This is a genomic window from Pseudomonas benzopyrenica (assembly GCF_036884265.1).
In the GTDB taxonomy this organism is placed as follows: Bacteria; Pseudomonadota; Gammaproteobacteria; order Pseudomonadales; family Pseudomonadaceae; genus Chryseomonas; species Chryseomonas benzopyrenica.
Window position 1 is genome coordinate 3,118,833 of sequence record NZ_CP145723.1, and the last position, 20,168, is coordinate 3,139,000.

Consider the following 20,168-nt stretch of genomic DNA (forward strand, 5'->3'; position numbering starts at 1 on the left):
GGACCCGGCGGATCGATCCGCCGGGTTTCGTCGTTCAGGGGGCGGGACGCACATAGCTGGTCAGCACGTGATCCCGCCAGACCCCGTCGATCTCCAGGTAGCGCCGCGCCAGGCCTTCGCGCTCGAAGCCAAGGCTCTGGAGCAGATGAGCGCTGCGCAGGTTGTCCGGCAGATGGTTGGCCATGATGCGATTCAGGCCCAGCTCGGCGATGACGAAATCGCGGCCCAGGCGGACGGCATTGCGCATCAGCCCGCGTCCCTGCCAGGCTTCATCCAGGCCGTAGCCCAGGTAGCAGGCCTGGAAACCACCCCGGAATATCTGACTGAAATTAACCGTACCGATGACCAGCGGCCCTGCCCGCAGGACCAGGCGCAAATCGCTCAGGCCCGGTCCACCGGCACGATAGGCGGCCGCCTGGCCCTGCCACTGGGCCAGGGTATAGAAGCCATCGGAGCGCCGTGGCATAGACAGCGCCAGGTGCTGGCGATTGCGCCGATAGTAGTCGGCTACCGCGGCGGGATCGGCGAGGGTCAGGTCGATCAGCTCCACCGCCTCGGTCACGGTGAAGCGGGGTGGATACTGCAGCGGAATGCTCAGAGCGGTCATCGCTTCGTCTCCGGCGGCAATTCGTAGACCCAGGTGGCGCAGCGCTGCCCGTCCGGGCCTTCCCGATCATTTTCCAGCACCCGGACGCGCCGGAAACCCACCCGTTCGGCGAGGCGTTGGCTGGAGTCGTTGGCGGCCGAGGTGGTGAGATAGAGCCCCGCGGCGCCGCGCCCTTCGACGAAGTGGCGCAGCGCGGTGGTCATCAGGCCCTGGCCGGTATGCAGAGTGTGCAGCCAGTAGCCGACTTCATAGCGCCGCCCGCCGTCCAGCGGGGTAAGTCCCAGGCAACCGAGCAGCTCGTCACCGCGCACCAGGAAGTAGCGCTTCTCGCCCTGGGCCAGGGTGAAGGCGCCGCGGGCGGCGAGCAGGCTGTCGCGGGCCTGGGCGACCGTGGTGTGCTCCCGGGCCCAGCCGAGAAAGCGGCGATGCTCGGCATAGCTCCAGTTCAGCGCCTCGGCGAAGGCCGCGGCCAGGCGCGGTTGCGGCCAGACCAGCGCGAAGTCGGCCAGGGCGATGCGCGGTGGAAAATTCATGGCGAGGTCCCGAAATCCAGGCGGGGCACGGCGGCCAGCAGGCGCTGGGTCATGGCGTGAGCCGGGGCGCGCAGCACCTGCTCGGCACTGCCTTGTTCGACGATACGTCCGCCGTCCATGACTGCGATGCGATCGGCCAGGTATTCGACCACGCCGAAGTTATGGGTGATGAACAGATAGGCCAGCCCTCTCTCCGCCTGGAGTTCGCGCAGCAGGTCGAGGATCTGCGCCTGTACCGAGACATCCAGTGCCGAGGTGGGTTCGTCGCAGACCAGCACCTGCGGCTCGACGATCAGCGCCCGGGCGATGGCGATGCGCTGGCGCTGGCCACCGGAAAATTCATGGGGAAAGCGCTGCAGGGTATCGCCGGGCAGGCCGACGCGCTCCACCAGGGCCGCGGCGCGGCGCTGGCGCTCGGCGGCGTCCAGCTCGGAGCGCAACGCCAGCAAGCCCTGCTCCAGGGTGGCGCCGATGCGCATGCGCGGATCCAGGGAGGCGAAGGGATCCTGGAAGACGATCTGGATCCGCCGGCGCAGGCGCTGCAGGGTACGGCGGTCGGCCGTGAGCAGTTCCTCGCCGCCGAGGCGCGCGCTGCCGCCGATGTGCGGGCCATCCAGCAGCCGCAGCAGGGCCTTGCCGGTGGTGGTCTTGCCGCAGCCGGATTCGCCCAGCAGCGCCAAGGTCTCGCCGGCGTGCAGGTCGAAGCTCACGCCGTCCACCGCCTTGACCCAGTCGCGGGTCCGGCCCCAGGCGCCGCGGCGGAGCGGATAGTGCACGGCCAGGTCGCGCACCTCCAGCAAGCGGTCGCCCGGCTGGCGCTCGGGCAGGGTGCGTGGGCTACCGGCCAGGGTCTGGCCGCGTTTGGCGAAGGTGGGAATGGCGGCGAACAGCTCGCGGGCATAGGGATGCCGGGGCGCCTGGAAGAATTCCGCCGCCGGGGCGCTCTCGACGATCGCGCCATGGCGCATCAGGGCCACATGATCGGCCACCTGGCGTACCACCGCCAGGTCATGGGTGATCAGCAGGATGGCCATGCCCAGCTCGCGCTGGATGTCGGCCAGCAGGGTCAGGATCTGCGCCTGGACGGTGACGTCCAGCGCCGTGGTGGGCTCGTCGGCGATCAGCAGGTCCGGCTCGGCGGCCAGCGCCAGGGCGATCATGATGCGCTGCTTCTGGCCACCGGAGAACTGGAAGGGATAGTCGTCGATACGCCGCTCCGGCTCGGGAATGCCGACCCGGCGCAGCCAATCCACCACCCGGGCTCTCGCGGCGGCACCGCGCAGCGGGGTATGGGCGCGCAGGGTCTCTTCGATCTGCTCGCCGATGCGCATGACCGGATTCAAGCTGGTGGCGGGTTCCTGGAAGATGGTGCCGACGCGCCCCCCGCGCAATTCGCGCAGGCGCCGCTCCGGCAGCCGATGCAGATCGGTGCCGGCCAGCAGCGCCACGCCGCGGGTGATGCCCAGCGAGGGTGGCAACAGGCGCAGCAGGGACAGCGCGGTGACGCTCTTGCCGCTGCCCGATTCTCCGACCAGGGCGAAGGTCTCGCCGCGGGCGATGGCCAATCCCAGCCGGCTGACCGCCTGGCGCGTGCCCTCCTCGCCTTCGACCAGGATCTCCAGGTCGCGGATTTCCAGCACCGGCGTCATGGCTGCACCTCGCCCTGGCCGGGTCGGCGTCTGCGCCAGGCGGACCTCAGCCGGCGACTGCGTGGATCGAAGGCGTCGCGCACGGCATCGGCGAACAGATTGGCGGCCAGCACCAGGGCCAGCATGAAGGCGAAGGCGCTGAGCAGATTCCACCAGATCATGGGGGTACGGGACATCTCGGTGCGGGCGTCGTTGATCATGGAGCCAAAGGAATTCATGGTCGGGTCCACGCCGATCCCCAGGTAGGACAGCACCGCTTCGTAGAGCACCAGGCTGGAGAATTCCAGGGTCAGGGTGATGAGCACCAGGTAGAAGACATTGGGCAGCAGGTGCCGACGCAGGATGGTGAAATGGGAGACGCCGAAGGCGCGCGCCGCCTGGACGTATTCCAGCTCGCGTAGCTTGAGCGCCTCGGCGCGCAGCAGCCGACAGAGCCCGGCCCAACCGGTGAGGCCGAGGATCAGGCAGAGCATGAACAACCGGAGGTCGGCGCGCGCCGCACCGGTGTCGAACAGCTCCGGGTGGCGGTCGATGAACACCTGCATCATCAGCACACAGGCCGCCACCAGCAGCACCCCGGGAATGGAGGTCAGCGTGGTATAGAGATAGGTGATGACGTCGTCCACCCGGCCCTTGAAGTAGCCGGCGGCCAGGCCGAAAACGATCGCCGGCGGCAGCATGGCCAGGGTGGTCAGGCTGCCGATGACGAAGGCGGTGCGGATGCTCTTGAGCGACTGGTAGAGGACGTCGTTACCGGTACTGTCGGTCCCCAGCACGTGATAGCCGCTGGCCAGGGCGATCACGCTGCCGGCCACCAGGCAGACGCCCAGCCAGGTCAGCAGGATGGCGCACCAGGGCGTGGCGGTATGGCCGCGCAGGATGAGTCCGGTACGCGCGGCGAAACTGCCCCCTTCGCGCAGCCGCGCCGTCACCAGGGCCGCGGTAGCCAGGGCCAACACCAGACCACCGAGCAGGCCCAGCCCCAGGCGCCGGAGCACGTCGCCACGCCATTCGCGGGCGGGATCGCCCAGGGTGGTGCCGGCGTGCTTGAGACGCGGGAAGTCGCGCAGCGGCTGGCCATCGGCGCTGGTGCCCAGGGTTTCCTTGGTGAACTGGTGGGTGGCCAGGGGCGCGGAATAGGTCTTTTCGCGCTGGGTCAGGCTGGTGTCGGCCAGCAGGCCATCGAGGGCGGAGAGCACCGTGGGCGAATAGATCGGCGCCGTGGCACCGGGCGCGGCCGGCAACTGCGGCCGGTAGTGCACCGAATCCAGCAGGGCAATGGCGACGAAGCTGGCCACCACCACGGCCGCGCTCATCGCCGGGGCATCCTGCAGCACCCGTCGCCAACTGGCGCGCAGCGCCGGCTGGCAACGCGCACGCCAGGCATAGAACAGGCTGCCGGCCACCAGCAGGTAAAGGGCGAGGTCGGTCCAGAGCAAGACGAATTTCGGCATGGCGGCTACCTGAAGCGAACGCGCGGATCGGCGAGGGTGTAGGACAGGTCCGCCAGGATCAGGCCGACGATGTAGAGCACCGACCCCAGGAACACCATGGTGCGGACCACGGCGAAATCCTGGCCGTTGATGGCGTCGATGGTGTAGCTGCCCAGGCCTGGGATGCCAAAGAAGGATTCGGCGATCAGGCTGCCCATGATCAGCAGCGGAATGGCCGAGACCACCCCGGTAAGGATCGGCAGCGCCGCATTGCGCAGCACATGGCGCAGGAGCACCTGGCGCTCGGCCAGGCCCTTGGCGCGGGCGGTGCGCACATAGTCCTTGCCGATCTCTTCGAGAAACAGCGCGCGATAGAAGCGCGCCTGGCTGCCCAGGCCGGAAATCACCGCCACCACCACCGGCAGCGCCAGGAAGCGCAACAGATTCCAGCCTTCTTCGTAGCCCGAATAGGGCACCAACCGCAGGATCTTCGCGAACAGCCACTGGCCAGCGATGATGTAGAACAGCGAGGAGATCGACAGCAGCACCACACAGAGCACCACGCCCCAGAAGTCCAGCCGGGTGGCGCGAAAGAACACCAGCAGCAGGGCGAAACCGACGCTGGCCAGCAGACCGAGGACAAAGGTCGGCAGCGCCAGCGCCAGACTCGGTCCGGCGCGCTCGGCGATCTCCCGGCCGATGTCGCGTCCGTTGTCGGCGGTGCCGAAATCGAACACCAGCAGACTGACCGACCGTTTGAAGAAGAGCGTATCGGTGAATCGCTCGACGCCTTCACGGGTGGTATTAATCAGCAGTGGCTTGTCGTAGCCGTGCTCCGCCTTCCAGTCCTCGATGGCATCGGCGGTGACGTACTTGCCGCCGATGGCCAGGCGCGCCATGTCGTCCGGAGTATTGACGGTGAAGAACAGCACGAAGGTCAGCAGATTCACCCCGATGAGGATCAGCACGCCATAGGCCAGGCGGCGCAGCAGATAGCCGATCATGGCCGCTCCTCCCCTGCCGAGTCGCCAAAGGCGGTCTGCCGCTCGCGGCGCTTGAGGATGCGCCAGGCCGGCCAGACCAGCAGCAGGGCCATGCCCAGCAGCAACCACAGCGGCCAGAGCACCGGCTGGTTCCACTCCAGCACCTTGCGCTCGCGCAGGGCCGGGTCCAGGCGCAGGTAGCGCAGCTGGTCACGCACCATCTGGGTCGGCTTGGCGTTGTAGACCCACTGGTGGTAGGCGCCACCAGACAGGGGATTCCAGCCGAACAGCCAGGGCGCGTCCTGTTGCACGATGGCGACCATGCGCCGGATCAACGCCACCTTTTCCGGGCCGTCGTCGAGACTCTTCATCTGCTCGAACAGCCGGTCGAATTCGGGATTGCTGTAGTTGCCGGCATTCTCGCCCCCATGCTTGGCCTTGCCCTGGGGGCCGTAGAAGAGAAAGAGGAAGTTCTCGGCGTCGGGATAGTCGGCGTTCCAGCCCCAGAAGAAGATCTGCGCCGCACCCTTGCGCATCTTGTCCTGGAATCTGTTGTAGTCCGAGCCGCGTAGCTCCAGCTGGATGCCCAGCTTGGCGGTCTGCTGGCGCATCCAGTCGAACATGGCGCTGTCGCCACTGGTCTGGGCATCGTATTGCAGGATCAGCGGTCGCCCGCTCTGGACGTCGCGACCGTCGGGGTAGCCGGCTTCGGCGAGCAACCGCTTGGCTTCCTCGATGGGACGCCGCTCGGACTTGCCGTCCACCAACCGATAGACCACGGGGTTGGTGCCGGCCGGCGGCGGCTCATAGCCCAGCACGCCCGGCGGCAGCGGGCCGTTAGCGACCAGGCCGTTACCGTTGAGAAAGACGGTGATGTAGCTCTCCCAGTCGAAGGCGATGGACAGCGCCTGGCGCAACTTGCGATTGCGCGCCTGCTGCTCGGGCGTGGCGCCCTGCCCCACCACCGGATCCAGCCAGTTGAAACCCAGGTACCAGTTGGAGGCCTCCACCGCGGTGGGCAACTTTAGGCCACGTTCGCGATAGAGCTCGGCGGAGTCGAGCGAGTCGCCGGCGCGGGTGCGCAAGGCCACGCCGTATTCGCCGCGCTCGATCTGCGGCGCGTCGTAATAGCCCTGGATGAACTTGCCCATCAGCGGCACCCCTTCCTTTTCCAGGCTGAACACCGCCCGATCGATCAGTGGCATGGGCTTGCCGCAGTCGTCCAGCCGGCCCTGCTCGCGATCCTCGGCCTCGCCCTCGCAGGGATAGGGATCGGCGCGGTAGTTGGGATTGCGCTCCAGCACATGGCGGCGATTGGGGATGGATTCGGCGAGGCGATAGGGCCCGCTGCCCACCGGCCAACTGTTCAGGCTGAGATTGTGTTCGGCCATACCCGACTGGCTGTAGAAGCGCTCCGCCTCCCAGGGCACCGGCGCGGCGAAGGTCATGGCCAGCCAGTAGTTGAACTGGGGGTACTTGCCGATCACCCGTAGGCGCAGGGTGTGGTCGTCCAGCACCTCCACGCCGGGCAGCTCGCCCTGACGCAGGTCGAGCCAGGGTAGCGGTGCGCCCTTGGGCAGGCTGGCGCGCAGGGCCTTGTCGGCGGCGCGCAGGCCATCGCCAAAGGCCTGCATCCCTACCAGGTGCTCGGCGAAGATGGCGTAGCTGGGTGACACCAGCCGCGGACTGGCCAGGCGGCGCAGGCCATAGGCGTAGTCGGCGGCGGTGACGGCGCGGCTGCCGGTCTCGGGAAAGTCGGGAATCTGGTAGCGGTCGGCCAGGTCCTCGGGCGTGATCGGGAAATAGCGGTAGTGGCCCTGGGCATCGCGGGCAAAGGCCGGATGGGGCGCATAGCGGGCGTCGCGGCGGATGGGGATGTCATAGACGCTCTGAGCGATCTGCGCCGGCGGCGCATCGTCCGGCAGGCGTCGGCCCTGGGCGTCCAGGTAATAGGGTGCGACCACCCGCTCCGCGCCGCGGGGGATCAACTCATAGGGCCGCTTGAAATAGTGATAGCCATAGAGCGGCTCATAGATGTTGTAGGTGAAATTGGTCTCGTCGCCGGAATAGGAGCTGGCCGGATCCAAGTATTTCGGCGAGCGGGTGGTAAAGGCGGTATAGAGGGTATTCTGGCCCTCCGCACCGGCGCGATAGGGGCTGTTGATCGGCGTATCAGCGGGTGAGCAACCCCCAAGCAGCACGAGGGTCGACAGCGCGAGAAGGTGTCTGGACAGTCTGGGCATCGCGTTCCGCTACCGAAAGAGATCTGGGCGGTGATGTCCGCCTAAACGACCAAGCTTGAGCTATTTTCCCGCGAGGCGCAGCACCCCATGCAATCCCGGAAAGATTTCGACAAGATCGTCCACTGGTCCCAGCTCCAGGCCCCCGACGGCCCGGGCTATCCCGACAGTGACGAGCGCTTTTCCCTGGGCGCCGCCTTCGGCCGCCACTTCGGCTTCGCCCGCCTGGGCATCCACCATGAATGGCTGCCACCCGGCCGCCGCACCTCGAGGCCCCATGCCGAGGCCACCGAGGACGAATTCATCTATGTGATCGCCGGCCACCCCACCGCCTGGATCGACGGTCACGCCCACCGGCTCAAGCCGGGGGACGGCGTGGGCTTCAAGGCCGGCGACGGCGTCGCCCATACCTTCATCAACGAGACCGCGGAGCCGGTGGAGTTGCTGGTGGTGGGTGATACCAGCCGGGCGGACAATCGGCTGCATTATCCGCTGCATCCGGAATTCACCGCGAGTCTTGGGGATAAGCAGTGGCGGGACTGCCCTGAGCGGGAGCTGGGGCCGCATTTGGGTAGGGCGCAGGCGTCCGATGAATAGCGGCACCCGTTGGCGGCCTGTTTTCGTAGGTTGGGCTGAGCGCAGCGAAGCCCAACACGGCCTGCTCCCAAACACCTGGGTGTCGATGGTTATCCACGCCTGTTGGGCTTCGGCGATAGAACCGCCTCAGCCCAATCTACGGGAGCTCCCCTCTACTCGAGGAAGAGGGCCAGGGGTTCACTACCGCCTGGCCTGGGCCGCGCTCACCGCCGCGCGTAGCGCCAGCAGGTAGCTGTCCACGCCGAAGCCGGCAATCTGCCCCAGGACGATCTCGGCGAATACCGAGTGATGCCGGAAGCCTTCCCGCGCATGGATGTTGGACATGTGCAGCTCCACCACCGGCACGGTGAGGATCGCCAGGGCGTCGCGGATGCCGTAGCTGTAGTGGGTCCAGGCGCCGGCGTTGATCAGTACCGCGTCGACGCCCTCCTCATAGCCCCGATGGATGCGCTCCACCATCGCCCCTTCGTGGTTGCTCTGGAAGCTTTCCACCTCGACGCCCAGTTCAGCACCCAGGGCCGTTAGCCTGGCGTCGATCTCCGTCAGGGTCACGGTGCCGTACTGCAGCGGATCGCGCTTGCCGAACATGTTGTGGTTGATACCGTGCAGCATCAGGATCTTCATGGGTCCGCTCAGGTCAGGGGAAGGGTCAGCTGGTCGATGACCGGCCGGGTCTCGGGGCGCACGCCGCGCCACCAGGCGAAGGCTTCGGCAGCCTGTTCCACCAGCATGCCCACGCCGTCCGCCAGCTGCGCCACGCCTTGCTCGCGGGCGAGACGCAGGAAAGGCGTCAGCCCCTTGCCATAGGCCAGCTCGTAGGCCAGCGCGGCCTGGGCGAAGACGCCGGCCGGCACCGGCGGCAGTTCGCCGACCAGACTGGCCGAGGTGGCATTGATCACCAGATCGAAGGTCTCCCCTTCCAAAGCCGCGTAGCTCCGCACGCTCAGCAGCGGGTGCCCGATCTCCTGGGCTAGCTCAGCCGCCTTCCGCCCATCGCGATTGGCCATCACCAATTCGGTCGGTCCGGCGGCGAGAAAGGGCAACAGGGCGCCACGCACCGCACCACCGGCGCCCAGCAACAGCACCCGCTTGCCAGCCAGGGGCTGGCCGAGGTTGACCTCGATGTCGCGCAGCAGGCCGATGCCATCGAAGTTCTCCGCCACCACCTGCTCGCCCTCGAACTTCAGCGCATTGGCCGCCCGGGCCAGACGTGCCCTCTCGCTGGACTCGGTGGCCAGCTGGAAGGCCTGCAGCTTGAACGGCGCGGTCACGTTCAGGCCCTGCCCGCCCTGGGCGCGAAAGCGCTGCACGTCGCCGGCGAAGTCCTCCGGCGAGCCCTCGATGGCGCCGTATTCCAGGTCTTGCCCGGTGGTGGCGGCGAACAGGCCATGGATCAGCGGCGACTTGGTGTGGTTGATCGGGCGGCCGATCACCGCGTAGTGGTCGGTCATGCGCAGGGCTCCTGGCTGAACAGCACGCCATCGGCCTGCAGCCGGGCGATCTCTTCCGCGCTGTAGCCCAGGCTCTGGGCGACGGCAGCGTTGTGCTCGCCGAGATCCGGCGCGACCTGCTGGATGGTGGTGTCACAGTCGGAAAAGCGGAATGGCAGATTGGGCATGCGCAGGGTGCCGAAGCGCGGGTGCTGCTGTTCCTGGATCATGCCGCGCGCCTTGATCTGGGGATCCTCGATCACCTCGTCGATGCGCTGCACCTTGGCACAGGGCACGTCGATCTCGTCGAGCAGGGCCAGCAGTCGCGCCACCGGATTGGCCGCCACCCAGGCCTTGACGATGGGCAGGATGGCTTCGCGATGAGCATTGCGGCCGGTGGAGGTGTGGAAGCGCAGGTCGCTGCCGAAACCGGGCTGGCCCGCGTCCTGCTCGACCAGGGCGGCGAAGCGCTTCCAGGATTCGTCCACCTGGGCGGCGATGACCAGGTCGCCGTCCTGGGCGCGAAACACGCCATAGAGGGTCGAGGTGGGCATGTCATGACCTGTCTGCTGCGGCAGGATCTCGCCGCCGGACAGGGTGTAGCACTGCACCGCGTATTCGTGCATCGATACCAGGGTGTCGTACAGCGCCATGTCGATGTGCTGGCCGCGCCCGCTGGTGACCCGTCCCAGCAGCGCCGCGTTGATGGCGGCCACCGCATGGGCGCCGGTGTACATGTCGCCCAGGGAGATGCGCAGCAGCGGCGGCGCCTCGCCCGGCGTGCCGACCATCTGCATGATGCCACTCTTGGCCTCGGCGATCAGGCCGAAGCCGGCGCGATGGGCGTCGGGACCGGTGTGGCCATAGGCGGAAATCGAGCAATACACCAGTCGCGGATTGCGCGCAGACAACTCCGCATAGCCCAGGCCGAGCCTGTCCAGGGCGCCGGGCCGGTAGTTCTCGATGAAGACGTCGGCGCTGTCGCACAGCTGCTGCATGAAGGCCTTGCCGCGCGGGTCCTTCATATTGACGCTGACGCCCTGCTTGCCCATGTTGAGTTGCAGGAAGTAGCCGCTCTGCTGGTCATCCAGGACGAAGGCGTGCTGGCGACCGGCATCGCCGCTGCCGGGCCGCTCCACCTTGATCACCTCGGCGCCCAAGGCCGCCAGGCAGCGCCCCACATAGGGGCCGGCGAGGAAGTGGCTGTAATCGATGACCCTCAGGCCTTGCAGCGGCAGTGGCTGGTTCATAGCACCCCCTCCCGCCGCGGCACCATCAGCCGGTGCTCGCCGCGCTGGACCACCTCGCCCTTCTGGTTGATCAGCTCCGAGGGCAGCACCACGATGCCCCAGCCCGGCTTGCTCTTGCTCGGGCGCATGGACCCCACGCGTAACCTGACGTGCAATTCGTCGCCGACGCGGATCGGCAGCAGGAAGTCCCAGGTCCAGCCCAGCGACATCCCTGGCAGGAAGCGGTAGTCGCACTGGGTCTTGAGGCCGTCGGCGATGGACAATCCCATCAGCCCGTGGGCAACCAGGCCGCCGAAGTGACTGGCATTGGCATAGGCCTCGTCGACGTGGACCGGGGTGTGGTCGCCGGTGAGGTCGGCATAGGCCAGGATGCGCTCCTTGGTGACCTGGTAAGTCGGCGTGATCGCCTCGTCACCTTCGCAGGCATCCTCGAAGTATTTTTCTTGTACGGTCATGGTCGCTGTCACTCGGCTTGACGGGCGTTGACGGCCAGGGCGTCGTGCACGGCGCGGGCCGGCACGGCCTGGATGAATTCCAGCGCCAGGCCATCGGGCAGGCGCAACCAGTTGGGGCCCTGGGGCAACTGCTCCACCCCCTCGAAGCGCCGGGCGGCGGCCAGGGCGGCGTCGAGGTCCTCGCACATCAGCCCCAGGTGGCCCAGGCGCCCTTCCGGGCCTTCGAAGTCCGGCTTGCTCATGAACTGCATGCCACCCAGCGTCCAGTACTGGCTGGGCTCCTCGACCGTGCCCTGCACCTCGCGCAGGGTCATGCCGAACACCTCGTGGAAGAAGCGGATGTGCCAGTGGATGTCCTTGACCCAGATGGCCACGTGTTCCAGATAGGCCTTGGGAATGCTCATGCTGTCGCGTCCTCTCGTTGTCGGTCGGCCAGGGCGCGCTCGATGCCCTTGATGCAGGCGACCAGGGTGGCGTTGACCGGTGTGGGCACGCGGTACTGCTGGCCGAGCCGCACCACCGCGCCGTTGATGAAGTCGATTTCGGTGATGGAGCCCTTCTGCAAGCTCTGCAGCAGGGAGGTCTTGAACGACGGCGGCAACCCTTCGCGTGCCAGCTCCCAGGCAGCCTGCGGCTCCCGCAGGCCGAGCTCGACGCCGGCCGCGCGCGCCACCGCGATGGCCTCGGCGACCGCCTGCAAGGCGGTGTCGCGCAGCTGCGGCTCGCTGTAGAGCTGGCCATAGGTGAGTTGGGTGATGCCGGTGAGGGCACCGGTGGCGACGTTGACCAGCAACTTGTCCCAGAGGGTGCCGCGGATGTTGCTGCTGACCGTGGTGGCCAGCCCGGCGTCCTCGAAGACGGCGGCAACGTCCTGGACGCGTGCCGAGAGCTGACCGTCGAGTTCGCCGATGAGCGTGCGCTTGCCCGCCACCCCGCTACGGATCCGCCCGGGGCCGAGCAGCACGCCGCCGACATAGGTCTTGCCGGCGATCACCCGCTCCTGGCCGACGATCTCGGCCAACAATTCTTCATGGCCGAGGCCGTTCTGCAGCGACAGCACCAGGGTGTGGGGACCGACCAGCGCCTGGGCCTGGCTCATGGCCGCGGTGGTGGCGAAGGACTTGACCAGCACCACCACCAGATCCACTACCCCGACCGCCTCGGCACTGACCGCTGCCCGAACCTGAACCCGGCGCCTGCCAGCGGCGGTCTCGATGTCCAGGCCGTCGCGGATGACCGTCTCGATATGGGCATTGGGGCGGTTGAGCAGCCAGGTCTCATGCCCCGCCTCGCTCAACCAGGCACCAAAGGTGCTGCCCAGCGCGCCGGCCCCGAGGATGCAGATCTTCATGGGAGAGGACTCCTTGTTTTCGCCCTAACCCTAGGCCCACGGCCCCTATTGAGCTATACAAAGACCTTAATCCACCCATCAGGAATTCTGATAATGCTGCCTACGGACGGCCTGCCCGAACCCAAGCTGTTGATGCTGTTCGAGGTGCTCTATCGCACCGGCAGCGTGACCCGGGCCGCCGAGCAACTGGGCCAGAGCCAGCCCACCATCAGCCTTTGGCTCGGCAAGCTGCGGCAGCAATTGCGTGATCCGCTGTTCGTGCGCACACCGGGCGGCATGAAGCCCACGCCGCAAGCCGAGGCCCTGATCACGCCCTGTCGGGAAGTGCTCGAATCCCTGCGCCGGCTGGTGGCTTGGGAGGTCGCCTTCGAGCCCGCCACCGCCCAGCGGCTGTTTCGCCTCTGCCTGAGCGATGCCAGCCACATCACCCTGCTGCCACGGATACTGGCGCACCTGCGCGAGGTGGCGCCCGGCGTACGCCTGGAGGTCGCGCGGATCGATGGCAATACCGAACAGGCGCTGGAGATCGGCGAAGCCGACCTGGCGATCGGCTTCATTCCCTGGCTGGGCGGCAGCCTCTATCAGCAACTGCTGTTTCCCCAGGACTGGGTCTGTCTGGTCAGCGCCCGCCATTCACGCCTCGGCGAGCGCTTGACGGCCACGGCCTACGCCGAGGAGGGCCATGTGCTGGTCAGTGCCGGCACCGGGCAGAAGCTGCTGGAAGCAGGCCTGGTCAAAGCCGGAGTGCAGCGCCGCATCGTGCTGGAGCTACCGGGCTTTCTGGGGGTTGGCGCGGTGGTGGGTAGCTCCGACCTCATCGTCACCCTGCCCCGGCATATCGGCACCACTCTGGCGGCCACCTACGGTCTCAAGGTCCATGAGTGCCCGGTGCCGATCGAGGGTTTCGCGGTCAGGCAGCACTGGCATGCGCGCTATCACCAGGAGGCCGGCAATCGCTGGTTGCGTGGGGTGCTGCTGGAGCTCTTCGGTCACAGCCGCTAGCGCAGCGGCCAGAAACGAAAAAGCCCCAGCTCAGGGCTGGGGCTTTAGGGCAGGACGCCTGGACGATCAGTTGTCCAGGGCCGGGCGCTGGCCGGAGATGGCGATGCGCTTGGGCTTGGCTTCTTCCGGGATCACCCGCACCAGCTCGATGCTCAGCAGGCCGTGCTTGAGATCGGCACCCTTCACCTCGATATGGTCGGCGAGGCGGAAGGAAAGCTTGAAGGCGCGCTGGGCGATGCCCTGATGCAGGAAGGTCACGCTCTCGGCGCTGTTTTCGCGCCGGCCACCCTTGACGGTGAGCACGCCACGCTCGACTTCGATGTCCAGGTCATCTTCCTGGAGACCGGCGGCGGCGATCACGATGCGATACTGGTCGTCACCGTGCTTCTCGACGTTGTAGGGCGGATAGGAGCTGCCAGCGTCGTTGCGCAGAGCGGATTCGAACAGGTCGTTGAACCGGTCGAAGCCAACGGAATGACGGAACAGCGGGGCCAGGGACAGTACATTGCTCATGGTGAATCTCCTGATAGGTTCAGCAAGTTTCGTTGTTGCCTGCGGGACCCGACTTCGGCATCCCGCACGAACCTAGATAGGAATTCCCCAAAAAACTTCAAGGGCCAATCCCGACGAACGGTAGTGCCGCTATTTCTTCTTCGGCTTGCGCTTTTTCTTCTTTGCGGCGGCCAGCGGCAGGGCCTGCTCGAAGGCCGAGCGCACCTCCTGCAGGCGACGCTCCTTGAGGTCGTGGATGCGCTTGCCGCGCTCGGTGGTAAAGTCGATGAGATTGCTGTCGTCGCTCATGGGGCTATCCGGCGAAAGGTGAGATTCAGCCGCACCCCACTGGCTTTGCGGGTCTTGGCGATCTGGTGCTGCCAATGATGCTGGGTCGCGCCGCCCATGACCAGCAGGCTGCCGTGACCGAGTTCCAGGGAATGGCCGATGCGGCTGGTGCCCTTGCGACGGAAATCGAAGCGCCGCGCGGCCCCTAGATTGAGCGAGGCGATCAGCGGATTGGCGCCGAGACTGGCTTCGTCGTCGCTGTGCCAGCCCATGGAATCCTGGCCGTCGCGATAGCGATTGAGCAGCACGCCGTTGAAGGCCTGACCACAGGCCGCCGCGACGGCGTCGCGAATCCGCTGCAACAGCGGCGTCCAGGGCAAAGCGGCATGATCCAGGCCCGCATAGCCGTAGACCACGCCGGGATCGGCGTACCAGGCCACCTGCCGCGGCACCGGGTGCCAGCGCCCGAAGACCCGCACCTGCGGCTGGCTCCAGGAGGTTTCGTCCTCCAGCTGCTGCAACCAGGCGTCGGCTTGTTCCAGAGGTAGCCACTGCGGGTAGAAGGCCAGCTCGGCGTCTTCCAGCTCCAGGTGCTCGACCATGGGTTAGATCCGCAGATCCACCTGGACGCCCACCTGCTCCGGCTCTTCCAGGGCCTGGGCACGTTCGGCGCCGAGGCCCTGGCGTAGGGCCTCGCGCTGCCGGCGACGACGACGCGCCTCGCGATCCAGGGTGGCTTCGTCCTCCAGGGGCGCATGGGCCGTCTCGGCCGCCGGTTCCACGGGCGCCACCGGGGCCACGGGTGGGCGTACCGGGGCCGGGTCCAATTGGTTCGGCGGGGTCACGCCAAGGGGTGGAATGATGGGGATCATGACAAGCACCTCGAATTTAGCGAACTGAGAGCCTGTTCAAAATCTGCTGCGCGTCGGCCAAACCGCGTTGAAAATGCCTTCGGAATGCTCATTTACCACTCGTAAACTCCGCTTCCTCAGGCCTTTTCGCCTTGTTTGGCTCTAGCTCGCGAGATTTTGAACAGGCTCTGCGTCAAAACAGCAGGTTGGGCTTATGACTCCGCTTTGGCTAAAATAGCCGGCTTTTTGATAGCAGGGGAGAGGCTTCTACATGGCGTCACATCAACCGGGACAACGCTGGATCAGTGACAGCGAGGCCGAACTGGGCCTGGGAACCATCCTGGCCCTGGACGGCCGCCTGCTCACGGTGCTCTATCCAGCCACCGGTGAGACGCGCCAGTATGCTCAGCGCAATGCGCCCTTGACCCGGGTGCGCTTCGCCCCGGGCGACGAGGTGACCCATTTCGAGGGCTGGAAGCTCACCGTGCGCGAGGTCTCCGAAGCGGACGGCCTGCTGACCTACCACGGCTTCACCGCGGAGCGCGAGGCACGCAGCGTGCCCGAGGCACAGCTGTCGAACTTCATCCAGTTCCGTCTGGCCAGCGACCGCCTGTTCGCCGGGCAGATCGATCCCCTGCCCTGGTTCGGCCTGCGCTACCACACCCACGAGCACCGCAACCGTCTGTTGCAGTCCAGCCTCTGGGGCCTCGGCGGCACCCGCGCCCAGCCGATCCCGCACCAGCTGCACATCGCCCGCAGCGTGGCCGACCGCGTCGCGCCGCGCGTCCTGCTGGCCGACGAGGTGGGCCTGGGCAAGACCATCGAAGCCGGCCTGGTGATCCATCGCCAGCTGCTCAGCGGTCGCGCCAGCCGCGTGCTGATCCTGGTTCCGGAAAATCTCCAGCACCAGTGGCTGGTGGAGATGCGCCGCCGCTTCAACCTGGAAGTCGCGCTGTTCGACGCCGAGCGCTTCATGGCCAGCGAAGACGGCAATCCGTTCGAGGATGCCCAGCTCGCCCTGGTCTCCCTGGACTGGCTGGTGCGCGACGAAAAGGCCCAGGATGCCGCCTTCGCCGCCGGCTGGGACCTGCTGGTGGTCGACGAAGCTCATCACCTGGTCTGGCACCCCGAGGGCGCCAGCCGCGAATACAGCCTGGTCGAACAACTGGGCGAGGTCATTCCCGGCGTGCTGCTGCTGACCGCGACCCCCGAACAACTGGGCCAGGACAGCCACTTCGCCCGTCTACGCCTGCTCGACCCCAGCCGCTTCCATGACTTCGCCGCCTTCCAGCAGGAGTCCCAGCACTACCGCCCGGTGGCCGAAGCGGTACAGGAACTGCTCGATGCCGGCGCCCTGAGCCCGGCGGCCCAGGACGCCATCGGTGGCTTCCTCGGCCAGGAAGGCGAGACCCTGCTGGGGGCGGCCGCCGCCGGCGATGCCGAGGCCCGCGCCCGCCTGGTGCGCGAACTGCTGGATCGCCACGGCACCGGTCGCGTGCTGTTCCGCAACACCCGCGCCGCGGTCAAGGGCTTCCCCGAGCGCGAGCTGCACGCCCATGCCCTGCCCTTCCCGGATGCCTACCTGGACGAGGGCGTCATGCCCGGCCAGTCGCTGCAACCGGAAACCGAATTCGCCCCGGAGGACGATAACGATCGCTGGTGGCGCCACGACGGCCGCGTCGAGTGGCTGATCGATACCCTCAAGGCGCTCAAGCCGCACAAGGTGCTGGTCATCTGCGCGCGCATGGAAACCGCCCTGGATCTGGAAGATGCCCTGCGCCTCAAGTCCGGCATCCCGACCACGGTGTTCCACGAGGGCATGAGCATCCTCGAACGCGACCGCGCCGCCGCCTACTTCGCCGACGAGGAATTCGGTGCCCAGGTGCTGATCTGCTCCGAGATCGGCAGTGAAGGCCGCAACTTCCAGTTCGCCCATCACCTGGTGCTGTTCGACCTGCCGGCCCACCCGGACCTGTTGGAGCAGCGCATCGGCCGACTGGACCGGATCGGCCAGCGCCAAACCATCCAGCTGCACGTGCCCTACCTCGAAGGCAGCCGCCAGGAACGCCAGTTCCAGTGGTACCACCAGGCACTGAACGCCTTCCTGGCCACCTCGCCCACCGGCAGCGCCCTGCAGGCGCGCTTCGCCAGCGAACTGGAAGAGCAATTGGCCGGCGGCGATGACGCCACCTGGCAGGCGCTGCTGGAACAGGGCGCCCAGGCGCGCGCGGCGCTGGAAACCGAGCTGCACAATGGTCGTGACCGCCTGCTGGAGCTCAATTCCTCCGGCGCCGGTGCCGGCGAGCAGCTGGTCGAGGACATCCTCGAGCAGGACGATCAGTTCGCCCTGCCCATGTACATGGAAGAGCTGTTCAACGCCTTCGGCATCGACAGCGAGGACCACTCCGATAACGCCCTGATCCTCAAACCCAGCGAGAAGATGCTTGACGCCGGCTTCCCCCTGGGCGACGACGAAGGCGTGACCATCACCTACGATCGCAATGTGGCCCTGGTTCGCGAGGACATGCAATTCCTGACCTGGGAACACCCCATGGCCCAGGGCGGCATGGACCTGGTGATGTCCGGCTCCATGGGCAACACCGCCGTGGCGCTGATCAAGAACAAGGCGCTCAAGCCGGGCACCGTGCTGCTGGAACTGATCTACATCAGCGAAGCGGTGGCGCCGCGCGCCCTGCAACTGGGTCGCTACCTGCCGCCGCTGGCGATCCGCTGCCTGCTGGACGCCAATGGTAACGACCTGGCCGCCCGGGTGGCCTTCGAGACCCTCAACGATCAGTTGGAAAGCGTGCCACGCACCAGCGCCAACAAGTTCGTCCAGGCCCAGCGCGACTCCCTGGCCAAGCTGATCGGCGGCGGCGAAGGCAAGGCCCTGCCGCGCCACGAGGAACGCGTGGCCAAGGCACGCCAGGCGTACCTCTCGGGCATGGACGAGGAAATCGCCCGCTTGGAAGCCCTGCGCGCGGTCAACTCCAGTGTCCGCCAGGACGAGATCGACCGCCTGCGCCAGCAGCGCGAAGAAGGCCTGACCTACCTGGACAAGGCCTCGCTGCGGCTGGAAGCCATTCGGGTGCTGGTGGCGGGTTGAGTGGAAGGGCTTCGTTAACGAAGCCTTTAGCGATACCTATCGCGGCCATGGGCCGCTCCTACAGAACCGTAGGAGCGGCCCATGGCCGCGATTCGTTTGATAGGGATGTTGGGCTTCGCTCACGCTCAACCCAACCTACGGGCCTACCGGTTCGGCGTCATCCCGTAGATTGGGCTGAGACAGCTCTGCCGTAGAAGCCCAACACAGGCGGTCGCCGGACAACGCCTGTTGGGCTTCGCTAGCGCCCAACCCAACCTACGAAAAGCCCTCACGCTGCCAGGGTCGCGCCGCCGTCCACCACGATATCCTGCATGGTGATATGGCTGGCCAGGTCCGAGGCAAGGAACAGCACGGTGTTGGCGATCTCGTCGGGCTGGGCGATCTTGCGCAGCGGGATGCCCAGCTTGAAGTTTTCCGGCAGGCCGTCCACCAGGCGCTGATAGCCCTCGGGCGAGCCAAGCATGCCGGCCAGCATGGGGGTCGCCGTGGAACCCGGTGAGACCACGTTGCAGCGCACGCCCGAGCCCGCCAGTTCCAGGGCCACGCAGTGGCTCAGGGACACCAGCGCCGCCTTGGAGGTGCAGTAGCCGGCCATCTGCAGGCGCGGCACATGGGCGGCGTTGGAAGCGATGTTGACGATGGCGCCCTGGCCCTGGGCCTTGAACAGCGGCACCAGCTGGCGGAACAGATAGAAGGGCCCGGAGACGTTGACGTCCAGCAGTGCCTGCCAGTCGTCCAGGCTCAGACTGTCGCTGGTGCCCAGGCGCAGCACGCCGGCGCCATTGACCAGCACGTCCAGCCGGCGTTCTTCCGCCAGCAGCGCCTGGCAGACTTCCTCCACCTGGGCCGCGTCGGCGACATCCAGCAGCTGAATGCGAAAAGGATAGCTGCTCTCGGCGAAGTGCCGGTCGAGGCCGACCACCTCGGCGCCCGCTGCCTGGAAGCGCCGCGCCACCTGCAAGCCGATGCCCTGCCCGGCGCCGGTCACCCAGACGCGCTTGCCGGTGAAATCCAGTTGCGTCATCAGAGGCTCCCTAGGCGCGCGCGCGCAGCAGATCCAGCCAGCCCTGCAGGGTCGGCTGGGCGGCGAGATCGGCGAAGGTGACCGGCAGGCCGCGCTTCTGCCATTCCCCCACCAGGGTCATGACCTGCACCGAATCCAGACCGAAATCGGTCAGATTGTCGTCCAGCGCCGGCTCCTCATCGTCGGCATCCAGCAGCGGCTGGACCTGGGCGCGCAGCCAGGCTTCGTCGAGCACGACCGCGCCTGCGCCGGTGACCTGGGCGGTGCTGAGGGTGCTGCCACAGCGAGTGGCCACGTAGCGCAGCGCCATGCGGTGCTCTTCTTCGCTGAAGTCGGCCACGGCGTCGCCGATCAGGAAGGCCTGGATGTCTCTCATGAAGGCGTCGGTACAGGTGGTCAGGCAGCCGATGTGGGCATAGACGCCGCAGACGATCAGCTGGTCGCGCCGCCACTCGGTCATCAGGTCCTGCAGGTTGGAGCGGTGGAAGGCGCTGTAACGCCACTTGGTCAGCACCACGTCACCGTCCTTGGGTGCCAGTTCGTCCACCACCTGCTGCAGTGCGGGATCGGCCTGGGTCAGACCCGGACCCCACATGTCGTTGAGCAGAGCGCGATCGGCCGGCGGCTGGTCGGTGGGCTGGGCGGTATAGACCACCGGCACGCCCTGGGCGTCGGCCCAGGCGCGCAGGGCGGCGATGTTGGCCACCACCTGGTCGATCAGCGGGCTGCTGTCGCCATAGAACTCGACGAAATAGCGCTGCATGTCGTGGATCAGCAGCACGGCGCGGTCGGCCACGGGCGTCCAGGCGACCTTGTTGGCGGGAAAGCCATCGGGCTGGGGCAAGGGATAGGAGGCAAGACGGGGAATAGCCATGGG

The 20,168-nt window shown here is 67.0% G+C and carries 21 protein-coding genes; 3 read left to right on the plus strand and 18 right to left on the minus strand.

Features of this window, described 5'->3' with window-relative positions; genetic code table 11:
* Window positions 1–34: 34 nt before the first annotated feature.
* The 6 genes from V6W80_RS14675 to V6W80_RS14700 are packed head-to-tail and all read right to left on the minus strand — an operon-like array spanning window position 35 to window position 7,448.
* Window positions 35–607, minus strand: coding sequence for a GNAT family N-acetyltransferase (locus V6W80_RS14675; RefSeq protein ID WP_338544637.1), 573 nt, complete (start codon window positions 605–607; stop codon window positions 35–37).
* Entirely contained in the window at window positions 604–1,140 is a 537-nt protein-coding gene (locus V6W80_RS14680) for a GNAT family N-acetyltransferase (RefSeq protein ID WP_338544638.1), read from the minus strand. Before V6W80_RS14680 ends, V6W80_RS14675 begins: the two co-directional genes overlap by 4 nt.
* A complete protein-coding gene (locus V6W80_RS14685) occupies window positions 1,137–2,789 on the minus strand; it encodes an ABC transporter ATP-binding protein (RefSeq protein WP_338544639.1) in 1,653 nt (550 codons plus the stop codon). The genes V6W80_RS14680 and V6W80_RS14685 overlap by 4 nt, the downstream gene beginning before the upstream one ends.
* Window positions 2,786–4,243, minus strand: a complete 1,458-nt coding sequence (locus V6W80_RS14690; RefSeq protein ID WP_338544640.1) for an ABC transporter permease — start codon at window positions 4,241–4,243, stop codon at window positions 2,786–2,788. The genes V6W80_RS14685 and V6W80_RS14690 overlap by 4 nt, the downstream gene beginning before the upstream one ends.
* Before the next feature lie 5 nt (window positions 4,244–4,248).
* On the minus strand, window positions 4,249–5,226 hold the full coding sequence (locus V6W80_RS14695) for an ABC transporter permease (RefSeq protein ID WP_338544641.1): 978 nt from the start codon (window positions 5,224–5,226) through the stop codon (window positions 4,249–4,251).
* On the minus strand, window positions 5,223–7,448 hold the full coding sequence (locus tag V6W80_RS14700; protein WP_338544642.1) for an ABC transporter substrate-binding protein: 2,226 nt from the start codon (window positions 7,446–7,448) through the stop codon (window positions 5,223–5,225). The genes V6W80_RS14695 and V6W80_RS14700 overlap by 4 nt, the downstream gene beginning before the upstream one ends.
* A gap of 87 nt (window positions 7,449–7,535) precedes the next feature.
* On the opposite strand from V6W80_RS14700, the gene V6W80_RS14705 reads away from it, so the two are divergent.
* Window positions 7,536–8,042, plus strand: a complete 507-nt coding sequence (locus V6W80_RS14705; protein ID WP_093252828.1) for a cupin domain-containing protein — start codon at window positions 7,536–7,538, stop codon at window positions 8,040–8,042.
* A gap of 180 nt (window positions 8,043–8,222) precedes the next feature.
* On the opposite strand, the gene aroQ is transcribed toward V6W80_RS14705, so the two are convergent.
* From aroQ to V6W80_RS14735, 6 genes are read right to left on the minus strand one after another with little or no spacing between them, the layout of a single operon-like run.
* The gene (aroQ, locus tag V6W80_RS14710) at window positions 8,223–8,666 is read right to left on the minus strand and encodes a type II 3-dehydroquinate dehydratase (protein WP_173148063.1); all 444 of its coding nucleotides are present in this window, start codon (window positions 8,664–8,666) and stop codon (window positions 8,223–8,225) included.
* A gap of 8 nt (window positions 8,667–8,674) precedes the next feature.
* Window positions 8,675–9,493 carry a shikimate dehydrogenase gene (gene aroE / locus V6W80_RS14715; protein WP_338544643.1) on the minus strand — a complete coding sequence of 273 codons (819 nt, stop codon included), beginning with the start codon at window positions 9,491–9,493 and terminating at the stop codon, window positions 8,675–8,677.
* The gene (locus V6W80_RS14720; protein ID WP_338544644.1) at window positions 9,490–10,722 is read right to left on the minus strand and encodes a CaiB/BaiF CoA transferase family protein; all 1,233 of its coding nucleotides are present in this window, start codon (window positions 10,720–10,722) and stop codon (window positions 9,490–9,492) included. Before V6W80_RS14720 ends, aroE begins: the two co-directional genes overlap by 4 nt.
* Window positions 10,719–11,177, minus strand: coding sequence for a MaoC family dehydratase (locus tag V6W80_RS14725; protein ID WP_338544645.1), 459 nt, complete (start codon window positions 11,175–11,177; stop codon window positions 10,719–10,721). The genes V6W80_RS14720 and V6W80_RS14725 overlap by 4 nt, the downstream gene beginning before the upstream one ends.
* 8 nt (window positions 11,178–11,185) lie before the next feature.
* Window positions 11,186–11,581 (minus strand): VOC family protein, encoded by a 396-nt coding sequence (locus V6W80_RS14730; RefSeq protein ID WP_338544646.1) that lies wholly within the window; start codon window positions 11,579–11,581, stop codon window positions 11,186–11,188.
* Window positions 11,578–12,528 carry a ketopantoate reductase family protein gene (locus V6W80_RS14735; protein ID WP_338544647.1) on the minus strand — a complete coding sequence of 317 codons (951 nt, stop codon included), beginning with the start codon at window positions 12,526–12,528 and terminating at the stop codon, window positions 11,578–11,580. The genes V6W80_RS14730 and V6W80_RS14735 overlap by 4 nt, the downstream gene beginning before the upstream one ends.
* Before the next feature lie 93 nt (window positions 12,529–12,621).
* On the opposite strand from V6W80_RS14735, the gene V6W80_RS14740 reads away from it, so the two are divergent.
* Window positions 12,622–13,530: a LysR family transcriptional regulator gene (locus tag V6W80_RS14740; protein WP_338544648.1), complete on the plus strand. Its 909-nt coding sequence runs from the start codon at window positions 12,622–12,624 to the stop codon at window positions 13,528–13,530.
* 66 nt (window positions 13,531–13,596) lie between these two features.
* On the opposite strand, the gene V6W80_RS14745 is transcribed toward V6W80_RS14740, so the two are convergent.
* The 4 genes from V6W80_RS14745 to V6W80_RS14760 form a co-directional block, all read right to left on the minus strand.
* A complete protein-coding gene (locus tag V6W80_RS14745; RefSeq protein ID WP_017642155.1) occupies window positions 13,597–14,043 on the minus strand; it encodes an Hsp20 family protein in 447 nt (148 codons plus the stop codon).
* A 129-nt stretch (window positions 14,044–14,172) separates the two neighbouring features.
* Window positions 14,173–14,331 (minus strand): hypothetical protein, encoded by a 159-nt coding sequence (locus V6W80_RS14750; protein ID WP_017642154.1) that lies wholly within the window; start codon window positions 14,329–14,331, stop codon window positions 14,173–14,175.
* Complete coding sequence (locus tag V6W80_RS14755) at window positions 14,328–14,912, minus strand: alpha-ketoglutarate-dependent dioxygenase AlkB family protein (RefSeq protein ID WP_338544649.1); 585 nt, start codon at window positions 14,910–14,912, stop codon at window positions 14,328–14,330. The genes V6W80_RS14750 and V6W80_RS14755 overlap by 4 nt, the downstream gene beginning before the upstream one ends.
* Before the next feature lie 3 nt (window positions 14,913–14,915).
* The gene (locus V6W80_RS14760; RefSeq protein ID WP_338544650.1) at window positions 14,916–15,182 is read right to left on the minus strand and encodes an aspartate-semialdehyde dehydrogenase; all 267 of its coding nucleotides are present in this window, start codon (window positions 15,180–15,182) and stop codon (window positions 14,916–14,918) included.
* Between the two features lie 250 nt (window positions 15,183–15,432).
* Between V6W80_RS14760 and rapA the strand changes: the two genes are divergently transcribed.
* Window positions 15,433–18,267, plus strand: coding sequence for an RNA polymerase-associated protein RapA (rapA, locus tag V6W80_RS14765; protein ID WP_338544651.1), 2,835 nt, complete (start codon window positions 15,433–15,435; stop codon window positions 18,265–18,267).
* Window positions 18,268–18,535: 268 nt separating this feature from the next.
* Here the strand turns inward: rapA and dhbA are convergent, their stop codons facing one another.
* On the minus strand, window positions 18,536–19,291 hold the full coding sequence (gene dhbA, locus V6W80_RS14770; protein WP_347344049.1) for a 2,3-dihydro-2,3-dihydroxybenzoate dehydrogenase: 756 nt from the start codon (window positions 19,289–19,291) through the stop codon (window positions 18,536–18,538).
* 10 nt (window positions 19,292–19,301) lie between these two features.
* Window positions 19,302–20,165: an isochorismatase family protein gene (locus tag V6W80_RS14775; protein WP_257705684.1), complete on the minus strand. Its 864-nt coding sequence runs from the start codon at window positions 20,163–20,165 to the stop codon at window positions 19,302–19,304.
* Between the last annotated feature and the right edge of the window lie 3 nt (window positions 20,166–20,168).

Excerpts from the sequence above, each read along its gene's own strand:
- V6W80_RS14730 (WP_338544646.1), bottom strand. The coding sequence starts at position 11,581 with ATGAGCATTCCCAAGGCCTATCTGGAACACGTGGCCATCTGGGTCAAG.
- dhbA (WP_347344049.1), bottom strand. The coding sequence starts at position 19,291 with ATGACGCAACTGGATTTCACCGGCAAGCGCGTCTGGGTGACCGGCGCC.
- V6W80_RS14755 (WP_338544649.1), bottom strand. The coding sequence starts at position 14,912 with ATGGTCGAGCACCTGGAGCTGGAAGACGCCGAGCTGGCCTTCTACCCG.
- V6W80_RS14695 (WP_338544641.1), bottom strand. The coding sequence starts at position 5,226 with ATGATCGGCTATCTGCTGCGCCGCCTGGCCTATGGCGTGCTGATCCTC.
- V6W80_RS14700 (WP_338544642.1), bottom strand. The coding sequence starts at position 7,448 with ATGCCCAGACTGTCCAGACACCTTCTCGCGCTGTCGACCCTCGTGCTG.
- V6W80_RS14760 (WP_338544650.1), bottom strand. The coding sequence starts at position 15,182 with ATGATCCCCATCATTCCACCCCTTGGCGTGACCCCGCCGAACCAATTG.
- V6W80_RS14675 (WP_338544637.1), bottom strand. The coding sequence starts at position 607 with ATGACCGCTCTGAGCATTCCGCTGCAGTATCCACCCCGCTTCACCGTG.
- V6W80_RS14745 (WP_017642155.1), bottom strand. The coding sequence starts at position 14,043 with ATGAGCAATGTACTGTCCCTGGCCCCGCTGTTCCGTCATTCCGTTGGC.
- V6W80_RS14750 (WP_017642154.1), bottom strand. The coding sequence starts at position 14,331 with ATGAGCGACGACAGCAATCTCATCGACTTTACCACCGAGCGCGGCAAG.
- V6W80_RS14775 (WP_257705684.1), bottom strand. The coding sequence starts at position 20,165 with ATGGCTATTCCCCGTCTTGCCTCCTATCCCTTGCCCCAGCCCGATGGC.
- aroQ (WP_173148063.1), bottom strand. The coding sequence starts at position 8,666 with ATGAAGATCCTGATGCTGCACGGTATCAACCACAACATGTTCGGCAAG.
- V6W80_RS14725 (WP_338544645.1), bottom strand. The coding sequence starts at position 11,177 with ATGACCGTACAAGAAAAATACTTCGAGGATGCCTGCGAAGGTGACGAG.
- V6W80_RS14690 (WP_338544640.1), bottom strand. The coding sequence starts at position 4,243 with ATGCCGAAATTCGTCTTGCTCTGGACCGACCTCGCCCTTTACCTGCTG.
- aroE (WP_338544643.1), bottom strand. The coding sequence starts at position 9,493 with ATGACCGACCACTACGCGGTGATCGGCCGCCCGATCAACCACACCAAG.
- V6W80_RS14720 (WP_338544644.1), bottom strand. The coding sequence starts at position 10,722 with ATGAACCAGCCACTGCCGCTGCAAGGCCTGAGGGTCATCGATTACAGC.
- V6W80_RS14740 (WP_338544648.1), top strand. The coding sequence starts at position 12,622 with ATGCTGCCTACGGACGGCCTGCCCGAACCCAAGCTGTTGATGCTGTTC.
- V6W80_RS14685 (WP_338544639.1), bottom strand. The coding sequence starts at position 2,789 with ATGACGCCGGTGCTGGAAATCCGCGACCTGGAGATCCTGGTCGAAGGC.
- V6W80_RS14705 (WP_093252828.1), top strand. The coding sequence starts at position 7,536 with ATGCAATCCCGGAAAGATTTCGACAAGATCGTCCACTGGTCCCAGCTC.
- rapA (WP_338544651.1), top strand. The coding sequence starts at position 15,433 with ATGGCGTCACATCAACCGGGACAACGCTGGATCAGTGACAGCGAGGCC.
- V6W80_RS14680 (WP_338544638.1), bottom strand. The coding sequence starts at position 1,140 with ATGAATTTTCCACCGCGCATCGCCCTGGCCGACTTCGCGCTGGTCTGG.
- V6W80_RS14735 (WP_338544647.1), bottom strand. The coding sequence starts at position 12,528 with ATGAAGATCTGCATCCTCGGGGCCGGCGCGCTGGGCAGCACCTTTGGT.